We start from the raw sequence: 20,938 nt of genomic DNA, 5'->3' as shown, positions 1-20,938 counted from the left end.
TGAGGTTTTTAAGGTAAATTATTGGTAAGACTTTCGGATTAAAGTTCATCCGGAAGTGTAACCTAATACATGGTATATGCAAGCCGAAGAGGAGCATTTCCCCCAAATGCTCCTTTTTGCGTTGCGCAGATATTAAGGTGCGAATGAAACCGTCTGAAGCACATAACGGATGATGAAGAAGGCAATGATCATTATGGAGAAGGCGCTTAGCAGAAAAGAAACAATCTCCCTCCCAGAACGTTTAGTTCGCCGCATTATGGTCACCTCGGGGTATAGGAATGGATTAGCCGTCAAAGGTTATGCTTGATCTATCCATATTATACATAATTATACCAAGACTGTAATAGAAGCCAAAACAGGCTGTGGAGACCAAGCTTATGTTTGTTATTGCTGCCCAAAGTAAGATAGAATGAACCTACGCCATAACAGCTTAGAAATCATTTACTTCAATGGAGGCTTTACACATATGTCAGATTTTAATACAGAGCATGAGAATCAGCCGCTGAACCGGACCCTGCTGAACGAAGCAGGATTGGACCCTAAGGAACCCGTAGATCTTAATAACTGCGAGAAGGAGCCGATCCATATTCCCGGGCTTATTCAGCCGCATGGCGTATTGCTGGCCGTAACTCAGGACACAGCCCATAAGATTGTCCAGGCCAGTCTGAATACGGATGCGTTACTAGGAAAAGATTCCGAAGCCCTGTTAGGCACGCCTATGGCTGACCTGGTAGGCCCGGATCAGCTGGAGATGCTGCTTACACGCAGCGTGAATGCGAAAGAAACTGCTGATTTGCAATATATTGTAATACAGATTGAAGTCGCGGGTGAGCCGCAGGACTTCTTCTGCATCCTTCACGAAAGTGAAGGGTTGATGATCGTTGAACTGGAGCCTGCCTCTATCGATCAGAGCGACAGCACCAACGACTTCGACTGGATTCGCACCTTCTTCGGACGGCTGAAGCATGCGGCGAACCGGCTGGAAGCCAGCCAGGCCGCCGCAGAGCAGGTGAAGGAGATGCTTGGCTATGACCGGGTCATGATCTACGAGTTCGATGAGCAGTGGAACGGCAAGGTGATTGCCGAAGCCCGGGAAGCGGGGCTGGAGCCGTTCCTGGGCCATCATTATCCCGCCTCTGACATTCCGAAGCAGGCGCGTGAGCTGTATCTGCGCAACTGGCTGCGGACGATCGTGGATGTGAACTATGTTCCGGTTCCAATCACCCCGGTGCTGCAGCCGCTTACCGGTAAGCCCTTGAACCTCAGCTTGTCCATCCTCCGTAGTGTGTCTCCGCTCCATATCGAGTATTTGCAGAATATGGGGGTAGGCGCAACAACCACCATCTCGCTGATCAATAATAACAAGCTCTGGGGACTCATCACCTGTCATCACTATTCCCCCAAGTATGTCCCGCACCGTATCCGTAATCTGTGTAATTTCCTCGGGGCCTTCTTCTCTAGTGAACTGTACCAGCGTCAACAACTCGACAACTATCAGACGGAGCTCGAACTGCGGACCAAGGCGATGAGAATTGTCGATATTTTCACAAGTAACGTCAGCTCTTCCCGGATGATTGAACAGCTCGGCGATGAAGAACAGACACTGCTGGGTATGATGGAGGCTTCCGGTGCAGCCGTATGTTATCAGGACAAGCTGATGCTGTTCGGAGCCACGCCTTCCCAGGAGCAGGTGCGGGAGCTTGCCGGTTGGCTGGCAGGGAAGTCGAAGGATTACACCTACTGCACCTCCAGGCTCAGTCTGGAATATGAATCAGCCAAAGCTTACAAGAACAAGGCCTCTGGTTCCATCTATCTCGCCCTCACTCCAGGACATCAGAATTACATGATTTGGTTCAGGCCTGAGGTGGTGGAGATTGTGGACTGGGCCGGAGATCCGGCTAAGGCTGTCATTCAGGAGAATGACGGACAACGCCTGTCTCCCCGCAAATCCTTTGAGAAATGGCGGCAGGTTGTTCAGTCCACCTCACTTCCGTGGAGAGAGCAGCATCTTAACATTCTGCCGCAGCTCAAATCTATTCTGCGCGGACAGACCGAGAACCAGCTGCGTCAGGCGGAAGAGCAGGCCCTGCAGAACGCCCGCAGTCTGCGTCATAATGAACAGCGGTATCTGCAGTTGATGGATCTGTCTCCGGTAGCCTTCTTCATGATTACCGATGATGTGATTGCTTACTGCAATAACCGTGCAGTGGAGCTGATGGGTGAAGAGAAGGGCGAATCGCTGATCGGGCAGCCGTTCCTGAACTATGTGCAGGAGTCCTACCGGCCAGCCCTGAAGCAGCACTTCTCAGACCTGAGCCAGAATGTAACCCAGTTCGTATCTGATCAGGGCCAATTCCTGAGCGGAGACGGGCAACCGCTGGAGGTAAGCTTGAGTCTGGCTTCGGTTATTCATGGCGGCAGACCGTCCATTATGGCAGTGCTTAACACCGGAACAGGTACAGAGGCGAAGGGCGAAGCCTATGTCGATGCGGCCAACCAGATGCAAAGCTATCTGACCACGGATTCCCTGACCGATCTGCCGAACCGGCAGGCGCTTGAGCATGAGCTGGATCAGCGCTTGGAGGATACACTGAATACCCGGGAACCTTTGCTGCTGCTGTCGATTGATATCGATGATTTTCATGCTTACAATGCTGTACACGGGCTGAAAGGCGGCGATCTCTGTATTCAATCGGTAGCGGATGTGCTGAATATTATCAGCATAACGCACGGCACCTTCGTGGCCCGCTTCAGCGGGGCGAACTTCATCCTTACGATGGTGGGGGCGTCGACCTCCCAGGCAGAGCAATTAGCCGAATCCGTCCGTCAAGGCATCTCTGATCTGCAGATTCCCCGTGATCGGTTTGAAGAGGAAGGTGTGGTCACTGTAAGCATAGGCGGCCTGTTGAAGGTACCGGTTCCCTCTGACCGTCCGTCTGACTTCATTGCCAAGGCGGAAAAGGCTCTCTATGAGGCGAAGTCTGCCGGGAAGAACCAGGTCGTATTTTATTAAAATATAAGAATTTATATGTTTCACACGATAACTTACCCTTCTATTTCTCGCTGAAACGGTACCATCCTTTAAAAGGACTACGAAGCCGTTTCTACTTGACACCCGCTAGTACTATGGTGCATCCAGAGAAGAAGCCGGATGCGTCCATATTGGACTTGTCCGGCTTTTTTTGGGGGGGCCCCGCAAGGTTCCTGAGCTATCACCTACGCTAAAGCTCCACTTTGTGGGGTTATTTTGCTGTCCTATTCGTCCAATCCTCCGCAGGTAATCCGCATACATTACATTACAGAGTAACCGTTGGTAATGTCCAAAATCTTGTATACCATCATCCACATGATCCACATCATCCAGAGCGAGGTGAACCACAGTGTCTGTAGAGAAGCATACGCTGGCGGCAGGAACGCCCTATGCCACACCTTATTATGTCATTAGCAGCGGTGTACCCGGACCTGTATTCATGATAATCTCCGGTGTTCACGGCAATGAGCCGGCGAGCAGCCGCGCAGCGCAGGGCATTGCCAGCCGGCTCAGCCGGGGGAATCTGATGCTGCGCTCAGGGAAGCTGATTATCGTCCCGCTGGTGAACCAAATCGCACGGCGCAAGGGGATTCGCGGGAATCCTGACCTGAACCGTACCTTCCCGCGAGGACAAGGTGCCCCGGCCCGTCATCCGTTGTCGGCAGCCGTATGGCAGCTTGCCTTGCGCTACCGTCCCTCGTGGGTACTGGATCTGCATGAGGCAAACGGGCTGTCTGAGCTGAATCCGAAGCGGGTCGGTCAGACTCTGCTCATCAGCCCGGTCAGCCGGGCGCATGGATTGGCGAAGCAAATTGTGATGCGGATGAATCAGACGATCACGAATAGAGCTTACCGCTTCAACATACGGCATAGGGAGCGTGCAGGGACTTCCCGGATGGCCTTCCAGCGTCTGCTCGGCGCCCGGGCGGTGACCGTAGAGACCTGCTGGAGCCTGGATTATGCCTTAAGAGTAAGGCTGCAGAGCGAGATCGTCTGTCACTTCCTGCGGTCTCAGGGGATGATTGGCTAATTAAGGGGATGACACTAAAGGATTGACACAACTGCGCATAGTGTATATATTAATTATATACACTAAATACATAATACACAAAGGAAGCTGATGCTGCTGCATGAATATCGTGATATCAAGTACATCTGGCGAACCGATCTACGCCCAGATTGTGGGACAGGTCCGCCAGATGATTCTCCAAGGCGAGCTGGTCTCGGGTACGCCGCTGCCATCGATCCGCTTACTGGCGAAAGAGCTGCAGATTAGCGTCATTACCACGAAGCGGGCTTATGAGGAGCTGGAGCGGGAGGGGCTGATCAACTCGATTGTCGGCAAGGGATCTTTTGTCTCCGGGGCCGATCAGGAATATATCCGGGAACAGCGGCTGCGGATGGTGGAGGGCAAGCTGAAGGAAATTATTGACGAGAGCAGACAGCTGGGCATGGAATACGCTGAACTCGCGGAGATGCTTAAGCTGCTCTATGAGGAGGAACAGGAATGAGTAATGTAATTGAGCTGGACCATGTGACCAAGCGCTACGACCGTTTTGAGCTGCGGGATATTTCGCTACCTATCAAGGAGGGTTACATTACCGGGCTGATCGGCCCGAATGGTGCAGGTAAGACCTCAATGATCAAGTTGATGATGGGGTTAATTTACCCGGACCAAGGCAACATTCTGATGTTCGGCCAGAACAACCAGCAGGACCTGGCGGCTATTAAGGCGCGTATCGGTTACGTCTCGGATGAGAATATCTATTATGAGCACTTGACCGTTAAGCAGATGAAGAGTATCATCGCCCCGTTCTATCCCGGGTGGAATAATGATACATATGTGAAGTTTCAGGAGCTGTTCAAGCTTCCGCCGGGTAAGAAGATCAAGGATCTGTCCAAGGGGATGAAGATCAAATTCTCCCTCGCTATCGCCCTGTCCCATGGTGCCGATCTGCTGATTATGGATGAGCCGACCTCGGGACTTGATCCGATTTTTCGCCGGGAGATGCTGGAGCTGCTCAGTGAGCATATCCAGGATGAGCACAAGTCGATTCTGTTCTCGACCCACAACACTACGGATCTGGACCGGATTGCCGACTATATTGCATTCATTAACGAAGGACGGATTATTTTCAATGAGATGAAGGAGAGTCTGGGCGAACGCTATCTGCTGGTCAAAGGCGGGAAGGAACTGCTGGACCGGGATGTCCGGCGGTGGTTCGTGGGGCTGCGGGAGAACGGGCTGGGCTTCGAAGGGCTGATCAGCAACCGTGCGGAAGGGGAACGTTATTTCAGGGACACTGCAATCTGCGAGACACCTACACTGGAAGAGATTATGTACTATACGGTAAAAGGAAGTGAAGCACATGTATAACTCCATAGCTCTGATCCGTAAAGACTTCATGCTTACCCGGAAGTTTATCCTCCTGCTGATTCCCTATTATCTGATTATGGGTTATATGAACGCTGAATCCTATACGGTGTTCTCGCTGTTTCCGGCTATGCTGCTGCTCATTAACTCCTGTACCATCGATATGCAGCATAACAATCAGAAGTTTCTGGTTACGCTCCCGGTCCCGAGACAGCGGCTGATTCAGGCTAAATATATGACGCTGATTCCATTCTCCTTGTTCAGCCTGACCTGTACGATTCTGCTGTATCTGGTTGCTTTTACGATGGGCAAGCTGGATGAACCGCTGCGCTGGAGAGAGCTGGGAATAGCTACTGCCGCGTTCCCTTTATTGGCCTCATTTTATCTGCCGCTGTATTACTGGCTGGGACAAAAAGGGATGCAGATCGTCAACTTCATCTTTATAATGGTGATCATGCTGAATTTCACGGCAATTACCAGCTTGTCTAAACGGTTTCCGGCACTTGCCGAATGGATTAGCACTGGCAGATTGGATAATGTCTTGCTTGTTGCCATCAGCGTCCTGGCCTATCTCGTGATTATCTATGCTTCTTATTTAGTCTCTCTGCGGATTTATATGCACAAAGATATCTAGCTACATTGCCGGTATAAGCTTCATCACAAGAATGACCTCAACTTCCACACTCCAGTGGCAGTCTGAGGTCATTCTTGATTATTCATACATAATACACCTAGCGGAAGTTTCCGCCTTGTTCCAGGTTATCTACGAAGTCCTTGGCTTCCTTCAGGCCCAGATTCCGCGCTTCGCGCATGACCTTGATCGCCTGGATCTTCTTGCCTTCGGCCATCAGCAGGCGGATTCTCCGCTCCAGGTCCGGTGCCAGCTCCGGGTTCTGCACGAACAGGGGAGCCGGGATGTCAGTAGCTCTACTGCTCGCTGGGGGAGAGGACATTCCGCCGTAAGCATCTCTTTGCGCTAACCGGGACTCAAGCTCGTTCACACGTCTCTTCAGACTGAACACACTGAGCATAAGCAGTAGCGCCAGCACCAGAGCCAGAATGGCGATGAGATCGATCGTATCCATATGTTCCATAGGCATTGCTCCTTCCCTAATTATCTACTACCCGCCAGAGCGAAGAATGAACACTTCAGGCCTGATTGTTGATTGTATCCCCCTGGGCGGGAGCCTACAATGAGTTACAGGAACAGTACACTTATTGCTTCAACGGTACGCGGATTCCCAATTCATCTATAGGAGTGATCGGAAATGAACGAAGCTAGACATATGAAGGCGATTCGGATACATCAATTTGGAGGGCTAGAAGAGCTAAGGTATGAAGATGCACAGGTCCCCTCTCCCGCAGCGGACGAGATTCTGATTAAGGTGGCAGGGACAGCGTTCAATGCAGCAGATGTCAAAATCCGCAAGGGCTACCTGCAAGCCGTTTTCCCGCATGAATTCCCGTACATTCCTAACATTGAGGTGTCGGGTACGGTGGAGGCAGCAGGAGCAGAGGTTACGGACTTTCAGCCGGGGGACAGAGTCTATGCTGCGCTGGATATGTCCCGTGACGGCGCTGCCGCAGAGTATGTGGTCACCAAAGCGCAGTATGTTGCGCTGGCGCCAGTCTCCCTGGAGTTATCCGATGCTGCCGCGCTGCCGATTGGCGTCTTAACCGCATGGCAGGGGTTATTCGATCATGGCAACCTGCCGCAGGGTGGGCGTGTGCTGATTGCCGGAGCCGCTGGCGGGGTAGGCAGCTACGCAGTGCAATTCGCCAAGCAGCATGGGGCGTATGTCATAGGGACATCCTCTGCGGCCAGTATGCCAAAGCTTCGGGAGCTGGGGATTGACGAGATTATTGATTACACCAAGGATAGCGTCGCGGACAAGCTGAAGGACAAGGTGGATCTGATCCTCAATCTGTCCCCTGAGAATACCGAGGTGCTCAACACATGGCTGCCGCTGCTAAAAGAGGGAGGAGCGCTGATCTCGGCGGTGAATCCTGCGGACGAAGCGCTGGCAGCGCAGCTTGGCGTTAAGGCACATCAGCTGTTTGCACGAGAGGATCGTACGCTGCTGACACGGGTTGCAGAGCTGGTGGATGCGGGCAAGCTGAAGCTGTGGATTACTGAGCGACTGCCGCTGGCCGAGCTGGCTGCCTCCCATGCTATGAGCGAGGCAAGTAAGCTCCGTGGTAAGGTATTGATTACAATTTAAGCCTTCGCGATCAGAGTCGACTGCATAAATAAGACCTCATTATAGATCACCGCCAGCTCCTTCGGAGTATAAGGCATCCCGCTGTGCAGCCATTCTTCCGTAATTCCCAGAAAAATAGACGCGGAATGCGCAGCGAGATACTCTGGAGGAACCCCCGGGTGGTCGGCAAATACGCCATTCATCTCCAGCTTCCGGTAGAAGCTGCGCTTAATAACGTCCTTGAATTGCCCCGGAAATGCCGCACCCCCTTTAGCCCCGAGAAATAAGCGGATTCGCTCGCCGTGCTGCTGCAGATACTCAAGGATCTGCACCAGGGGCGGATAGGGCAAGCCCTTCAGATAATGCTCGGACATCTCTTCACGTACGATTTTGACAACCATCACCTGCTCCAGACCTGTCAGTATTTCCAGCTGAAGCTGCTCCAGCAGATCGTATTTATCCGTAAAATGCAGATAGAACGTTCCCCTGTTAATATGTGTTCTAAGCGCCAGCTGGCGTACGCTCACCTTGTGAAATCCTTCCTGCTCCATGAGCTGGAGGAAAGTATCCTCGATTAAAGCCCGGGTTCCCGCTGACATCCTCTCATGTATATCGCCCATACTGTGTTCGCCTCTTCCGTTAACTGCTGAAACTCTATCTTTTTAAAATAGGATATTTCCAACCAAAATTCAAATGTAAGCTATGCCAAAGTCTTTCGGGTTACCATAAATGAGATTAAATGGTGTATAATTGGGGGAAAGGGAGGCGATTCTTATGACTGAATTCTCTAATGGCGGTGGACCCCCTATCTATTCGAATGACCCCGGCGGGCACAAAGCCAACCATGACGTCAATGAACAGAAGCTTCATCGTGAAGGGCCTTTGGGATTATGGCGGCAGATCTCTGATATGGTTATTGCGGTGGGTGTAATTGCTTTGATTATTGTTGTGATCATGTGGATTTCTTAACCGAATAGATTGAACTTATGTTTTTTCTGCTATGGGACTGCCGTGACTCCAGAGAATGTTTGGCCCTCCGGCCGCTGTTGTATTTGGATTTCCTTGATTACAACCGCTTCTCGCGGTAGAAATCCAAATACAGCCTATGCTTACGATGCGAGCTTTCCTGCGGAAAGCTTTCAGGCGTACGCTATCGCTCCTACAGTTCCAAATTTCCCCTCCACTTCTTTTGCTTTTTTGTTAACTTCTTAATTGCATCTTACATAACAACTCCAAATGAATTGATAGGGAGAGAAGTTAAATGATATATCACCGGGCCGAACGGGCGATTGAAACTGAACGGTTACTGCTGCGCCTATTCAAACCAACGGATGCAACAGATGTCAGCTATCATTGTAACAATTACAATATATACAAGAGTACTTTGACCCTTCCGTATCCTTATCCAATAGAGTGTGCGGTGGACTGGATCGCGAATCATGAACAGAACTTTGACCTGGACAAGATGTATGACTTCGCAATCACTGACAAAGCAGACGGCCAGCTATATGGAGCGATTGGGTTATCCAATCATCAGTCCCACCATAACGGTGAAATCGGGTATTGGATTGGCGAAGCCCATTGGGGGCACGGTTACGGAACAGAGGCTGCCAGGGCGGTTATTGAATTTGCTTTTGCAGAGAAGAAGTATCACAAGGTCTATGCACGGCATTTCGCTTCCAATCCGGCTTCAGGAAGAATTATGCAGAAATGCGGAATGACCTATGAAGGTACACTGAAAGATCAAGTACATAAGATTCATGCCTATGAGGATTTGGTGTATTACGGAATTGTGAATACGGAGGAGGCTTCGCCTAATGGTCTATGAATTCGAAGGTGAGATTAAGCTGCTGGAAGGTAAAATGAAATGGAAGGTCGTGTATTTTCCGTATTCCGTCCAAGAGGCATTCCATACTAATAGCAGAATACCTGTACATATCGACGTAGGCGGGCATGAGTTCGAGCATACGCTGTTGCCGTCCAGGAACGGGCATTATTTTGTGTACAATGAGTTCATCCGGAGGGCGGTCCGTAAAGAGCTGGGCGACATGCTGCATGTCACACTCACACAGAGCGTGGAACCCCGTGCAATTGTTGTACCCGCATACATTAAGGAGGTTCTTGAAGAACATCAGATGCTCAGCACATTCCTGGATCAGCCCGATTACCTGAAGCGGGAACAGATTAATTATATTGAGCTGGCGAAAAAGGAGGAGACCCGAAGTAACCGGAGCTTGGCATTAGCTCAAAAACTGCATAAGAGCCTCTAACTCCGATAACTCCGAGCCACTCTTCCTTCGCCATCAGCCCTTCCCCCGATATTCACTCGGCGTTTGGCCGGTGAACTTCTTGAACTGCCGCATGAAATGGACATCATTCTCATAACCGCAACTCGCAGAGATCTGGCTGACGGTATACGTGGTGTTCTTCAGTAAATAGGAGGCATGGCCCACACGATTAAGGATGATGTCGCTGACGGCCGGAATGCCGAAGATTTGCTTATAGATCTGCTGAAAATAGGACGGGCTCATGTTCATCCGCTCCGCCAGCTGTTCGACAGAATACCAGGTGGAGGGGGAGCTGAGCACTTCATTTCTCAGGTTCAGGAACGCATCATAGTATTTGCTGACCGGCTGGCTGGCCTCCACGTGATGGCGCATATCGCTAAGCTTCATGAACAGGCAACGAACAATGGAGTCGATGATCTCCAGGCGGAAGCTGCCGTTCTGCAGATTCTCCCAGTGCAGCTCATTCACTTTTCTGGTGATATAGAGCGGGTCATGGGCCTTCATTAAGGTGTCCAGCGGCAGCTTCAAGCGGTCAAACCAAGCATCCGCCCCCTCCAGCTCAAAATGGAACCAGTCATGCACCAGCGGCAGCTCAGCGTCTCTGTAGAAGTAATGGCTATCTCTGTTATAGATGATGTAAGTATTCGGTTCAGCATACACGCTCCGCGTCTGAAGCCTCAGCTCCATCTTGCTCCGAAAGAATACGAAGACATAATCGCCGGAGCCTTCCGGGCGGTCAATTGTCATGCCCTCCGGATGAATTACATTCGAACCGCACCGTTTTAGGATGAACATATACATTTCCGCCTTTTTGAAGGATAGATCAGTCAATAGATAGGATAAATCATTTTCTTTCCCGGGACAAGGGAGTACTCTGTGGTAGTGAATATGGAGAATACTTCAGTAACGAGAGAGAGGGTTAATTCTAAGATGACTGGAACAACGATGAAAGCAGCGACGAAATTCTATACCCTGGGCTACCCGCGACCCCAATTTGTCCGCAGCCAGTGGCTGGATTTGAACGGAGAATGGGACTTTAGCTTCGATGATGACAATGCAGGCGTTGCGGCGCGCTGGATGGACCATTTTCCGGCCACACATACCATTAACGTTCCATTCACCTGCGAGACAGCGGCCAGCGGCATCGGTGAGGAGACCTTTCACCCCCGGATCTGGTACCGCAAGCATCTGGTTCTGTCCCATGCGCTAGAAGGGAAGCAGACGGTGCTGCATTTTGAAGGCGTGGATTATAAAGCGGTCTGCTGGGTGAACGGCGGGTACGCAGGAGAGCATGAGGGGGCGTATGTGCGGTTCTCCTTCGATATTACCGATCTGCTCAGTCAGGATGGCATGAACGAGATTGTGCTGATGGTGACCGACAGCGACAGCTGTCTACAGCCCCGGGGGAAGCAGCGCTGGGCGGGCCGAAACCATGATTCGTTCTATGTTCAGACCACCGGTATCTGGAAAAGCGTCTGGCTGGAGCATGTCCACGCTACCCGGCTGGATTCCGTGAAAATGACACCCGACATTAACCGCCAAATGCTCCGGCTGGATTACCGTGTACACGGCCTGACAGAAGCCCGGAATCTCAGGCTGGAGACCGAAATTACGTATCAAGGGGAGCGGGTAAATAAGCTTAGCCTGTCGGTGGACAGAGCTTGGATGACGGTGGAAGTCAGCATGATGGAAGGCATTAACGGGCCTTGGCTGCAGAACCTGTGGTCACCGGGGAACCCGAACCTTTTTGACATCGAATTCGTGCTGTATGCGGGTGAGCAGGAGCTTGACCGGGTTGGCTCGTATGCCGGCATGCGCAGCATCTCAATCAAGGGCAGCCAGATCCTGCTGAACAACATCCCTCTGTATCAAAGACTGATCCTGGATCAGGGCTACTGGACCGACAGCCATCTGACTCCGCCGTCTGAAGAAGCGCTGATTCAAGATATTGAGGCAATTCTGGAGATGGGCTACAACGGTTTGCGTAAACATATGAAGGTGGAGGACGCCCGGTTCCTGTACTGGTGCGATGTCAAAGGCCTACTGGTCTGGTCAGAGATGGCGGCTGCTTACGAATATAACGACGAGGCGCTGGAGCGTTTCACCAACGAATGGCTGGAGGTCGTGCAGCAGAAGTATAACCATCCGTGCATTATCACCTGGGTGCCTTTTAACGAATCGTGGGGAGTGCAGAATATCCTTCATGACGTCCGGCAGCAGACATTCACGGAAGGGATCTATCATTTGACCAAATCTATTGATCCTTATCGCCCGGTGATTACGAATGACGGCTGGGAGCATACCGTGTCTGACATTCTGACGCTGCATGATTATGTGGAGCGGGGTGAAGCGCTATATGCAACTTACAAGGATAAAGACTCTATTACCGGCAGCAGCGGCACGTATAACGAATGGAAGTTTGCTTTTGCAGAAGGGTATAGCTATAAGGGGCAGCCAGTTATCATCAGCGAGTATGGGGGGATTGCCTTCCAGAGTGAGCACGGCTGGGGGTATGGACATCAGGTGGATAGCGAGGAAGCTTTTCTGGAGCGGTTCGGCAGCTTAACCCGTGCGATTCAGGCCATTCCATTCATCTCCGGGTACTGTTATACGCAGGTTACGGACGTTCAGGATGAGGTCAACGGGTTAATGACTGCGGAGCGCGAGCCGAAGGTTCCACTTGCGCGGATACGCGAGATTAACCTGCGCCTGGGAATGTAAACTCTTTCAAAAAACACCGAAGGGGTTGACGAACGGAGAATATTACACTATCATTCATAATAGTTACAAAAAATTAATAACTGTCAGGCAGCATTAGCCGGCAAGAAAGGAGACTGAGTTCTTTTTGAAAAAAGGAATCGTGTGGCTACTGAGTATTGTACTATTGCTATCGTTTGGATCTGAAAAAGCATCTGCGGATGACAGCACCAGGCTTGACCAAGAGGTTAATGATGTTATGGGAACTCCATATAAATGGGGGGGCACCAAGGCATCTGAAGGGTTTGACTGTTCCGGATTTATAATATACATATTTGGCAAGTTCAACTTAGATCTTCCGAGAACATCCAAGTCGCAGGCAAGTGCAGGCGAATATGTAGCCAAGTCCGATTTACGTCCGGGAGATCTTGTCTTTTTCGACACCGGAGGCAACGGCATCTCGCATGCAGGCATCTATGTGGGCGACAACAAATTTGCACATTCCTCCAGCAATAACGGAGTGTCCATCACCAAGCTGTCTTCGAGCTACTACAAGGATAGATACGTAACCGCCAGAAGAACCATTTCGGAGAGCACGTATCAGAAGATGACTGGCAATTAATTCGATCACTAATCCTTATATTATAAACAAACGGTGACGTTGCCCTGGAATCTACCGGGGCGGGTCGCCGTTTTTGGTAGGGGTTTATGACTTGGCTGGCTCCTCGATATGCACCATCACCCGCACCAGATAGTCCTCAGGATGCTTCATAACGATCTCATCCAGCAGGAATTCCTCGTAAGCATCTCCTTTAATAACATAATGATTCTTGTCCATGTAATCAAAAATCTGCGGATAAATTTTCTCGCTATCCTCATAATCAGCCCGGGTGTAAGACACAAGATAGTAGCCTTCCGGCATATATTCTTGTTCGTGATGCTCTGTTGTGATGAAGCAGAACATATAGGAGATCATATCCCCGTCCCTCCTTAGCAGATCCTCCTTACAGATAATCGCTCCACCCGGATATCCGGCAGGTGCATGTTCGAGATGCAGACGTTCCTGGTAATCATCCCACAGCTCCTCGTTTAATTCCCGCCTCGAGTCATGGACACGGCGGCTTCGCAGAATCGGCTTGCGGGCCTGGTGGATGACAGATATCCGGCTGGTGTCCACATTCAGAGAGTGATCGATATTATCCGCGCGCTGGAGGATCATCTGTCTAGCCTGTGTGAGCTTCGCAATCTGTAGCTTCACAATCTCCTCCTGCTTCCGCAGCAGCTCCAGGGTGCTTGACGGAGAACGGTGCTCCAGATACTCCCGGATATCCTCCAGAGACATGCCCAGCTCCTTGAAGAGATAAATGACACCAATGGTATCCAACTGGGTGCGGATGTAGTACCGGTAGCCGTTGTCAGCCACGAAGGCAGGCTTAAATAAGCCGATCTGATCATAGAAAATGAGCGTTTTGCGCGGAACACGGGACAGCTTGGAAAAGGCGCTAATAGACATCAAATCATTCTTAGGTTTAGCCATCTTCATCTCCTTCTAAATGACGGGTTGACTGTATAGTTACTATACAGTTTATAATAACCTCTGTTCTTACGGTTAATCAACTTGTTCGTTACAAAGAAGGAGAATGCTTATGATCAGGAAGTTACTGCAAAGTGTGCGGGAGTATAAGAAGGATACATGGTTGACTCCTATATTCTTGCTTGGAGAGGTTGCCATGGAGGTGCTGATTCCCTTGCTCATGGCTGAGTTAATTGACCAGGGCATTACCGGGGGGCAGATGAACCAGATCGTGAAGTATGGTCTGATTCTTATCCTGTTCGCTCTGGTCTCCCTGGTATTCGGCGCACTTGCCGGTAAACACTCAGCCACTGCGATGTCCGGCTTCGGGCGAAATCTGCGGGAAGACCTGTTCCGTCATGTGCAGCGGCTGTCTTTTTCCAATATGGATAAATTCTCGACCTCAGGGATCGTCACCCGGCTGACTACGGATATCACGCATGTGCAGAATGCATTTCTGATGATTATACGGATTGCGTTCCGCAGCCCCGTAATGATTATATTTGCCACGATTATGACCTACCGGGTCAGTCCAACTATTGCTACCTGGTTCATCGTCGTTGTTCCGGTGCTTGCGGCAGGGATGATGCTCATCTTGAAGTATGCCTTTCCGCTCTTTGAACGGGCCTTCGACAGCTATGATTCGCTCAACAAGGTCGTTCAGGAGAATGTCCGCGGCATTCGGGTGGTCAAGTCTTATGTGCGGGAGGAGCATGAGATCTCCAAGTTCCAGGCAGTGTCGCTGAGGATCTTCGCACAGATGGCCAAAGCCGAACGCATCCTCGCCTATGAGCTGCCGCTTATGCAGGTGATTCTGTATGGGGTGATGCTAATCATCTCCTGGGTAGGAGCCAAGCTGGTGGTGGGCGGCAATATGACAACCGGAGAACTGACCAGTGTGTTCGCTTACTCCATGCAAATTCTGATGAGCCTGATGACGCTGGGGATCGTTGTAGTAATGGTTGCTATTGCCCGCGCGTCTGCCGGACGTATTCATGACCTGCTGGATGAACAGCCGGACATCACAAGTCCGGGTTCCCCGGTAACTGAACTGCATACAGGCGAGGTGGAGTTCCGTAACGTGTCCTTCCGTTACTCCAGTAAGGCCAAGAAGGATGCATTATCCGGGATCAACCTGCATATTCGCCCGGGACAGACGATTGGCATGATCGGCGGGTCGGGCAGTGCCAAGTCTACATTGGTGCAGCTCATTCCGCGTCTCTATGATGTTACCGAAGGTGAAGTACTCGTTAGCGGAACGAATGTGAAGGACTATGATCTGCATGTGCTGCGGAGTCAGGTCGCTATGGTGCTCCAGAAAAATGTACTGTTCGGCGGCTCCATCAAGGACAATCTGCGCTGGGGGAATGAAGCAGCTACCGACGAAGAGCTGATCGACGCCTGCAAGGCCGCACAAGCCCATGAGTTCATCACGTCCTTCCCTGACGGATATGATACCCGGCTGGATCAAGGGGGGACGAATGTATCCGGCGGGCAGAAGCAGCGGTTATGTATTGCCAGAGCTCTACTGAAGAAGCCCAAAATCCTGATTCTGGATGATTCGACCAGTGCAGTGGATACACGTACAGATGCATTAATCCGAACTGTATTCAAGGAGAGTATTCCGGATACGACCAAGATCATCATTGCCCAGCGCATCGCGTCTGTGGAAGATGCAGATCAGATTATTGTGCTGGATGACGGGGAGCTGGCGGATATCGGGACGCATCAGGAGCTTTTGAGCCGGAGTACGATCTATCAGGAAGCTTACAACACACAGACGAAGGGAGAGGAAGCACAGCATGAACAACATTAATTATGGCAGAACGATTAAGCGGCTCCTGGCCTACTTCAAGCTCTTCAAGTTCAGAACCTCACTGGCCCTTCTGCTGGTGCTGGTAAGTTCTGCGGTATCTGTAGCTTCCGCTACGTTCCTGAGACTGCTCATCGATGACTTCATCACACCGCTGCTGGGCGATCAGCATCCGGTATTTGACGCTTTGTTCCAGGCACTGGCCATTCTGGCTGTCATTTATGCCGCCGGTGTCATCAGCACATTTATCTCCAAGCGGCTGATGATTACGGTCTCACAGCTCATTATGAAAAGAATCCGTGACCATCTGTTCGCTCATATGCAGAAGCTGCCGGTTAAGTACTTCGACCGCAAGGAGCACGGAGACATTATGAGTCACTACACGAATGACGTAGATACACTCAATATGATGCTCACAGACGGATTGCCGCAATTGCTCTCTACGGTTGTGACGGTTATAGTGGTGCTTGGCACGATGCTGTATCTGGATGTCCCGCTGACGATTGTAGTGGTATTAGGCGCACTGGTGATGCTATGGATTACCAAGAAGGTTGGAGGGAAGGCGACACACCACTTTTTCCGGCAGCAGGAATCTATTGGCGCACTGGACGGATATATTGAAGAAATGATTCACGGGCAAAAGGTAGTGCAGGTGTTCGGCCGTGAAGAGCGATCCATCGAACAGTTCGCGCACCTGAACCGAGAATTGTTCGATAGCTCCACGACAGCCAACAAATATTCGAATATTCTGATGCCGGTGAACGCCAATCTTGCTACCCTAATCTATGTGCTGGTGGCAATAGCGGGCGGGGCCATGTCGATCTCCGGCTGGAATGAAGGCTTGACGCTGGGAAGTATTGCGGCGTTCCTGAGCCTGTCCCGTAACTTCACGATGCCGATTGCTGAAATCTCCTCCCAGATCAATATGTTTGTAGTGGCGCTTGCAGGCGCACAGCGGATCTTCAACCTAATGGACGAACAGCCGGAAGAAGATCAGGGCCGCGTTACCCTGGAGCAAGACCCGCAAGGCACCGGATGGGCATGGAGGCTGGAGGATGGTTCCACAGTGCCGCTTGCCGGGAAGGTGGAATTCAAGGAGGTAGGCTTCACGTATGACGGGAAGAAGCAGGTGCTGCAGGAGATTACTTTATCTGCGGAGCCTGGGCAAAAGCTTGCTTTTGTAGGCGCTACAGGTGCCGGAAAAACGACCGTGGCCAACCTGCTGAACCGTTTCTACGATATCACGCAAGGCGAGATCATCTATGACGGCATCAATATACAGCGTATCCGCAAAGCGGACCTGCGCCGGTCCCTTGGTATCGTTCTGCAAGACACGCATCTGTTCTCCGGCACGGTGGCCGATAATATCCGCTATGGACGGCTGGAGGCCAGTGACGAGGAGGTTATGCAGGCAGCTAAGCTGTCTTATGCCGCGAGCTTCATCGAACGCTTGCCGGACGGATACCAGACTCAGCTGGACGGGAACGGGAATGGGCTGTCACAGGGCCAGAGCCAGTTGCTGGCGATTGCCAGGTCAGCCATTGCCAATCCGCCGGTGATGATTCTTGATGAAGCGACCTCATCCATCGATACGCGGACGGAAGCCCTGGTACAGAAGGGGATGGATAATCTAATGGATCACAGAACTGTGTTCGTCATCGCCCACCGCCTGTCCACGGTACGGAATTCCGATGCCATCATGGTGATGGACATGGGGCGGATTAAGGAGCGGGGGGATCACAAACAGTTAATCTCAGAGAAGGGGATATATTATCAGTTGTATACGGGAGCTTTTGAGTGGGATTGATGCAGGGGCGTTCTGACAAGGGAGTCTGCCGATGGGCAGGCTCTTTTTGCTGCTTCTAATAATTCTCAGAGACTGAACAAAAATGTGTTGACCAGACTAGGCAGGTTGATTATAATTTACATTGATAATCGTAATCATTACAAATAAAATTCAAAACTGCAAGGGTGTGAGCGATGCGCAGAGAAATCTCCTTTGTTAAAGTAAGCCCTACTCAAAACATGACGATCTTGGTTAAGAGCAGCCATGAGGAAGATGAATACGCTCCGATCGCGGTAAGAATGATGTCTTACGACAACGTAAATGCCGAGCAGGTGGGGTTCATTCAGAAGAAAGCCCGTCCGGATGCAGATGCTTCGCTCCAAATGGCCGGCGGCGAGTTTTGCGGAAATGCCTGTATGGCCTTGGCTGTACTGATGGCGAACCAGCAGGACCTTCACCCCTCCGGCTGCCAATCTATCACACTGGAGGCTTCAGGCACAGATCAACTGGTTGATTGCGTGGTGACGAGAACAGCAGAGAGTTACCTGTGTCAGGCCAGGATGCCCATCCCGCTGAAGCTGGAAACCAAGGTATTCAAGTATAGCGGCAATGAATATTTGGTGGGTCTGATCCAGTACTCCGATTTCCTTCATGTGGTAGTCGAGGTCCGTCAGTTTACGAACCCGTTCAAAAGAATGGCTCATAGCTTAGCCAAGCTGCTTGAAATTACATCGTCCAATCAGCTGATTGGCATCCTGCTGTTTAAGCCAAGCTCAAGCGAGCTTCTGCCGCTGATTTATATCCCAGCGCTGGATAGTATGATCTGGGAGAGAGGCTGCGGTTCGGGGACCGCTTCTCTTGGTGCCTATATGGCTTGGAAGAACAAGTCCTCCTTCGAAGGGGCCATTCAGCAGCCCGGAGGTATCATCAGTGTATCGGCACAGCTGGAGCAAGAACAACTTGTCGGCTTAAGTATTTCAGGCCATGTCAACATCGTGGCGGAAGGAACAGCCTATATCGACCTGTAATCATTGTAGAAGAGAAGGGGAGGTTTGAACATGCTTCTAACTACACTCTATGGATTTGCAGCCAGGTTCCGGAGAATCGCTGATGCGTATGATGGTACTTCCGCTGAAAATCTGGAGCTCACGAAGATCATAGACGACTACACCGGATTCATTATGAATCCCCGCCATCAGGAAATCTGGGCAGAGATAGAACAACAAGATTCCAAGGAGGTGACGCAGCTAACAGCAGAATTAAGAGAAGTATCGGCACGGTGTGTTGCCATCATGGAGAAGTGTCGTGCCCTACACGTCTTGAACGGCGTGGAAGAGCGAAACGGATATTTCACTAATATTGAATCCAGCATTGAGCGTGAATTCGGCAGCTTTCAGGTGGAATCCACATCCAGGGTAGTGATGGTTGGCTCGGGAGCTTTCCCGATGACGCCCATGCTGATAGGCAGGCGTACGAATGCCGAAGTTCTGGGAATAGACATTGACAAGGAAGCTGTGCAATTGAGCAATGAAGTGCTGAAGAAGATAGGGAATCATTCGCCATTACGTCTTTTAACAGGGGAAGTTATTCAGTTCAAGGCTGAGTTGAAGCAAGCGACACACATCATATTCAGCTCCACTGTGGCGGAGAAGTACGATCTGCTGGACCGGTTGTATGCATTAACCAGCGGGCAAGTGGTAGTAGCTATTAGGTATGGTAACCACCTAAAGTCACTGTTTAATTACCCGATGGAAGCTGTGGATGAGACCAAGTGGAAGCTATCTGAACAAATTCTGTGTCCTGATCAGGTCTTTGATGTCGCGCTATATTGCAAGGCTCAGCCAACATTGTAAGAGAGGAGGCTTCATGTGGACGAATTCAGACGTGTATTATTACTCGGGACCGGACCGGTGACCCTTCAGCTGGCGGTCTTGTTCAAGAAGCATTTCGACTCCTATCTAGGCATCGCCGGGAGAATCTCCCGCAGGTCTGAGTCATTGATGGCCGCGCTTCACGCAGACGGTAATCGGTTGTTCACTACCGCACAGAATGATTCACACCGCAGGATGGCAGGTGAATGCCGTGCAGATCAGGTTTTTCAGGACTATAGGGCGGTAAAGGGGACATGGGATACCCTCATTGTATCCGTCACCGCCGATGCCTATCTGGAGGTACTGCGCAGCCTGGATACACAACTGCTCACGCATGTGAAATGCGTCATTCTGGTGTCTCCGACGCTGGGTTCCAACCGTCTGGTTCACCATTACATACAGGAGACGGGCTCCAAGGCCGAAATTATAAGCTGTTCCACTTATCTGGGTGATACACGCTGGATTGACGGTGTACCTTCCAACCGTGCGATAACTACCGGGGTTAAGAAAAAAGTTTTCATTGGTTCATCACAGCCCGCGTCCCATCATCTCCACCTGCTGAAGCAGCTCTACGAACGTCTGGGAATTGCTCTGGTTGTCATGAAGTCTCCGCTGGAGGCGGAGAGCAGGAACATCTCCTTATTCGTTCATCCGCCGCTCTTCATGAATTCATTCTCGCTTAAGGCCATATTTGGCCAAGATCACAGCCGGAAGTATGTATACAAGTTATTCCCGGAGGGGCCAATTACTCCCCAGTTAATTCACGAAATGGTGGAGTGCTGGAGAGAGTTGTCAGCGCTGCTTGATGCCCTCGACCTGCCAAGCGTCAATCTGCTGAAGTTCATGACGGTCGACAATTATCCGGTCAGAGCGGAGAGTCTGCCGCAGCACATGATTGAAAGCTTCGAGTCGCTGGAGCCGATCCATCAGGAATACCTCGTATATGTCCGTTACGCCTCTCTCCTGATTGACCCGTTCTCGGATCCGGACCCGGAGGGAAGATACTATGACTTCTCCGCTGTCCCCATTCAATCTGTATTCATGAACAAGGATGGAGCATGGGATATCCCGCGGATGCCCAAGGAGGATTATTACCGCATTAAGATCATTCAGGGCATCGCAGAGCATGTGAAGGTGAGTTGTCCCACGATTGATACATTTATTGAACGGTATGAGCAACAACTGAAGCGTTCAGCCAAGGTGCTCCAGGGACAGCCCGTTTCCGAAGCGTTCCATGTCCAGTCATTTGCCGGCGATATTGAGCGGATCTGCAGCAATACAAAACTATACTAATCATTCAACTT

The 20,938-nt window shown here is 50.9% G+C and carries 20 protein-coding genes; 16 read left to right on the top strand and 4 right to left on the bottom strand.

What is annotated here, in order from left to right; all coding sequences use genetic code 11:
• Nucleotides 1–466: 466 nt before the first annotated feature.
• From C162_RS15105 to C162_RS15085, 5 genes are all read left to right on the top strand, one after another.
• Nucleotides 467–3,013, top strand: a complete 2,547-nt coding sequence (locus C162_RS15105) for a diguanylate cyclase domain-containing protein (protein ID WP_036695327.1) — start codon at nucleotides 467–469, stop codon at nucleotides 3,011–3,013.
• A 367-nt stretch (nucleotides 3,014–3,380) separates the two neighbouring features.
• Nucleotides 3,381–4,061, top strand: a complete 681-nt coding sequence (locus C162_RS15100; protein ID WP_036695326.1) for a succinylglutamate desuccinylase/aspartoacylase family protein — start codon at nucleotides 3,381–3,383, stop codon at nucleotides 4,059–4,061.
• A gap of 100 nt (nucleotides 4,062–4,161) precedes the next feature.
• Entirely contained in the window at nucleotides 4,162–4,542 is a 381-nt protein-coding gene (locus C162_RS15095; RefSeq protein WP_036695325.1) for a GntR family transcriptional regulator, read from the top strand.
• Nucleotides 4,539–5,408 carry an ABC transporter ATP-binding protein gene (locus C162_RS15090; RefSeq protein ID WP_036695324.1) on the top strand — a complete coding sequence of 290 codons (870 nt, stop codon included), beginning with the start codon at nucleotides 4,539–4,541 and terminating at the stop codon, nucleotides 5,406–5,408. The genes C162_RS15095 and C162_RS15090 overlap by 4 nt, the downstream gene beginning before the upstream one ends.
• The gene (locus C162_RS15085; RefSeq protein ID WP_036695323.1) at nucleotides 5,401–6,039 is read left to right on the top strand and encodes an ABC-2 transporter permease; all 639 of its coding nucleotides are present in this window, start codon (nucleotides 5,401–5,403) and stop codon (nucleotides 6,037–6,039) included. Before C162_RS15090 ends, C162_RS15085 begins: the two co-directional genes overlap by 8 nt.
• A 97-nt stretch (nucleotides 6,040–6,136) precedes the next feature.
• On the opposite strand, the gene C162_RS15080 is transcribed toward C162_RS15085, so the two are convergent.
• Nucleotides 6,137–6,499 carry a ribosomal protein L7/L12 gene (locus C162_RS15080; protein WP_051493523.1) on the bottom strand — a complete coding sequence of 121 codons (363 nt, stop codon included), beginning with the start codon at nucleotides 6,497–6,499 and terminating at the stop codon, nucleotides 6,137–6,139.
• A gap of 174 nt (nucleotides 6,500–6,673) precedes the next feature.
• On the opposite strand from C162_RS15080, the gene C162_RS15075 reads away from it, so the two are divergent.
• Nucleotides 6,674–7,627, top strand: coding sequence for an NADP-dependent oxidoreductase (locus C162_RS15075; RefSeq protein ID WP_084648934.1), 954 nt, complete (start codon nucleotides 6,674–6,676; stop codon nucleotides 7,625–7,627).
• On the opposite strand, the gene C162_RS15070 is transcribed toward C162_RS15075, so the two are convergent.
• Nucleotides 7,624–8,226, bottom strand: a complete 603-nt coding sequence (locus C162_RS15070; protein WP_036695322.1) for a TetR/AcrR family transcriptional regulator — start codon at nucleotides 8,224–8,226, stop codon at nucleotides 7,624–7,626. The genes C162_RS15075 and C162_RS15070 overlap by 4 nt on opposite strands.
• 154 nt (nucleotides 8,227–8,380) lie before the next feature.
• On the opposite strand from C162_RS15070, the gene C162_RS15065 reads away from it, so the two are divergent.
• The 3 genes from C162_RS15065 to C162_RS15055 all read left to right on the top strand — a co-directional run bounded on the left by C162_RS15065 (nucleotide 8,381) and on the right by C162_RS15055 (nucleotide 9,876).
• Nucleotides 8,381–8,575 (top strand): hypothetical protein, encoded by a 195-nt coding sequence (locus C162_RS15065; protein ID WP_036695321.1) that lies wholly within the window; start codon nucleotides 8,381–8,383, stop codon nucleotides 8,573–8,575.
• A gap of 292 nt (nucleotides 8,576–8,867) precedes the next feature.
• Complete coding sequence (locus tag C162_RS15060) at nucleotides 8,868–9,434, top strand: GNAT family N-acetyltransferase (RefSeq protein ID WP_036695320.1); 567 nt, start codon at nucleotides 8,868–8,870, stop codon at nucleotides 9,432–9,434.
• Nucleotides 9,424–9,876 carry a YdeI/OmpD-associated family protein gene (locus C162_RS15055; protein ID WP_036695319.1) on the top strand — a complete coding sequence of 151 codons (453 nt, stop codon included), beginning with the start codon at nucleotides 9,424–9,426 and terminating at the stop codon, nucleotides 9,874–9,876. The genes C162_RS15060 and C162_RS15055 overlap by 11 nt, the downstream gene beginning before the upstream one ends.
• 33 nt (nucleotides 9,877–9,909) lie before the next feature.
• Here the strand turns inward: C162_RS15055 and C162_RS15050 are convergent, their stop codons facing one another.
• The gene (locus C162_RS15050) at nucleotides 9,910–10,689 is read right to left on the bottom strand and encodes a helix-turn-helix domain-containing protein (protein ID WP_036695318.1); all 780 of its coding nucleotides are present in this window, start codon (nucleotides 10,687–10,689) and stop codon (nucleotides 9,910–9,912) included.
• A 135-nt stretch (nucleotides 10,690–10,824) separates the two neighbouring features.
• Between C162_RS15050 and C162_RS15045 the strand changes: the two genes are divergently transcribed.
• Nucleotides 10,825–12,615, top strand: coding sequence for a glycoside hydrolase family 2 protein (locus C162_RS15045; RefSeq protein ID WP_235218441.1), 1,791 nt, complete (start codon nucleotides 10,825–10,827; stop codon nucleotides 12,613–12,615).
• Between the two features lie 124 nt (nucleotides 12,616–12,739).
• Nucleotides 12,740–13,213, top strand: a complete 474-nt coding sequence (locus C162_RS15040) for a C40 family peptidase (RefSeq protein WP_036695317.1) — start codon at nucleotides 12,740–12,742, stop codon at nucleotides 13,211–13,213.
• An 84-nt stretch (nucleotides 13,214–13,297) separates the two neighbouring features.
• On the opposite strand, the gene C162_RS15035 is transcribed toward C162_RS15040, so the two are convergent.
• Nucleotides 13,298–14,128 (bottom strand): MerR family transcriptional regulator, encoded by an 831-nt coding sequence (locus tag C162_RS15035; protein WP_036695316.1) that lies wholly within the window; start codon nucleotides 14,126–14,128, stop codon nucleotides 13,298–13,300.
• Nucleotides 14,129–14,237: 109 nt separating this feature from the next.
• Between C162_RS15035 and C162_RS15030 the strand changes: the two genes are divergently transcribed.
• The 5 genes from C162_RS15030 to C162_RS15010 all read left to right on the top strand — a co-directional run bounded on the left by C162_RS15030 (nucleotide 14,238) and on the right by C162_RS15010 (nucleotide 20,927).
• Complete coding sequence (locus C162_RS15030) at nucleotides 14,238–15,980, top strand: ABC transporter ATP-binding protein (RefSeq protein ID WP_036695315.1); 1,743 nt, start codon at nucleotides 14,238–14,240, stop codon at nucleotides 15,978–15,980.
• Nucleotides 15,967–17,784 (top strand): ABC transporter ATP-binding protein, encoded by a 1,818-nt coding sequence (locus C162_RS15025; RefSeq protein ID WP_036695314.1) that lies wholly within the window; start codon nucleotides 15,967–15,969, stop codon nucleotides 17,782–17,784. The genes C162_RS15030 and C162_RS15025 overlap by 14 nt, the downstream gene beginning before the upstream one ends.
• 173 nt (nucleotides 17,785–17,957) lie before the next feature.
• A complete protein-coding gene (locus C162_RS15020) occupies nucleotides 17,958–18,791 on the top strand; it encodes a diaminopimelate epimerase (protein WP_036695313.1) in 834 nt (277 codons plus the stop codon).
• Nucleotides 18,792–18,821: 30 nt separating this feature from the next.
• Complete coding sequence (locus C162_RS15015) at nucleotides 18,822–19,616, top strand: ribosomal RNA methyltransferase FmrO domain protein (RefSeq protein WP_036695312.1); 795 nt, start codon at nucleotides 18,822–18,824, stop codon at nucleotides 19,614–19,616.
• A gap of 15 nt (nucleotides 19,617–19,631) precedes the next feature.
• Nucleotides 19,632–20,927 carry an opine metallophore biosynthesis dehydrogenase gene (locus tag C162_RS15010; RefSeq protein ID WP_036695310.1) on the top strand — a complete coding sequence of 432 codons (1,296 nt, stop codon included), beginning with the start codon at nucleotides 19,632–19,634 and terminating at the stop codon, nucleotides 20,925–20,927.
• Nucleotides 20,928–20,938 lie beyond the last annotated feature (11 nt).

It is taken from the genome of Paenibacillus sp. FSL R7-269 (genome assembly GCF_000517865.1).
In the GTDB taxonomy this organism is placed as follows: domain Bacteria; phylum Bacillota; class Bacilli; order Paenibacillales; family Paenibacillaceae; genus Paenibacillus_AQ.
Note: the sequence above shows the minus strand (reverse complement) of the source record. Positions and strands in the feature narration are given on the sequence as shown.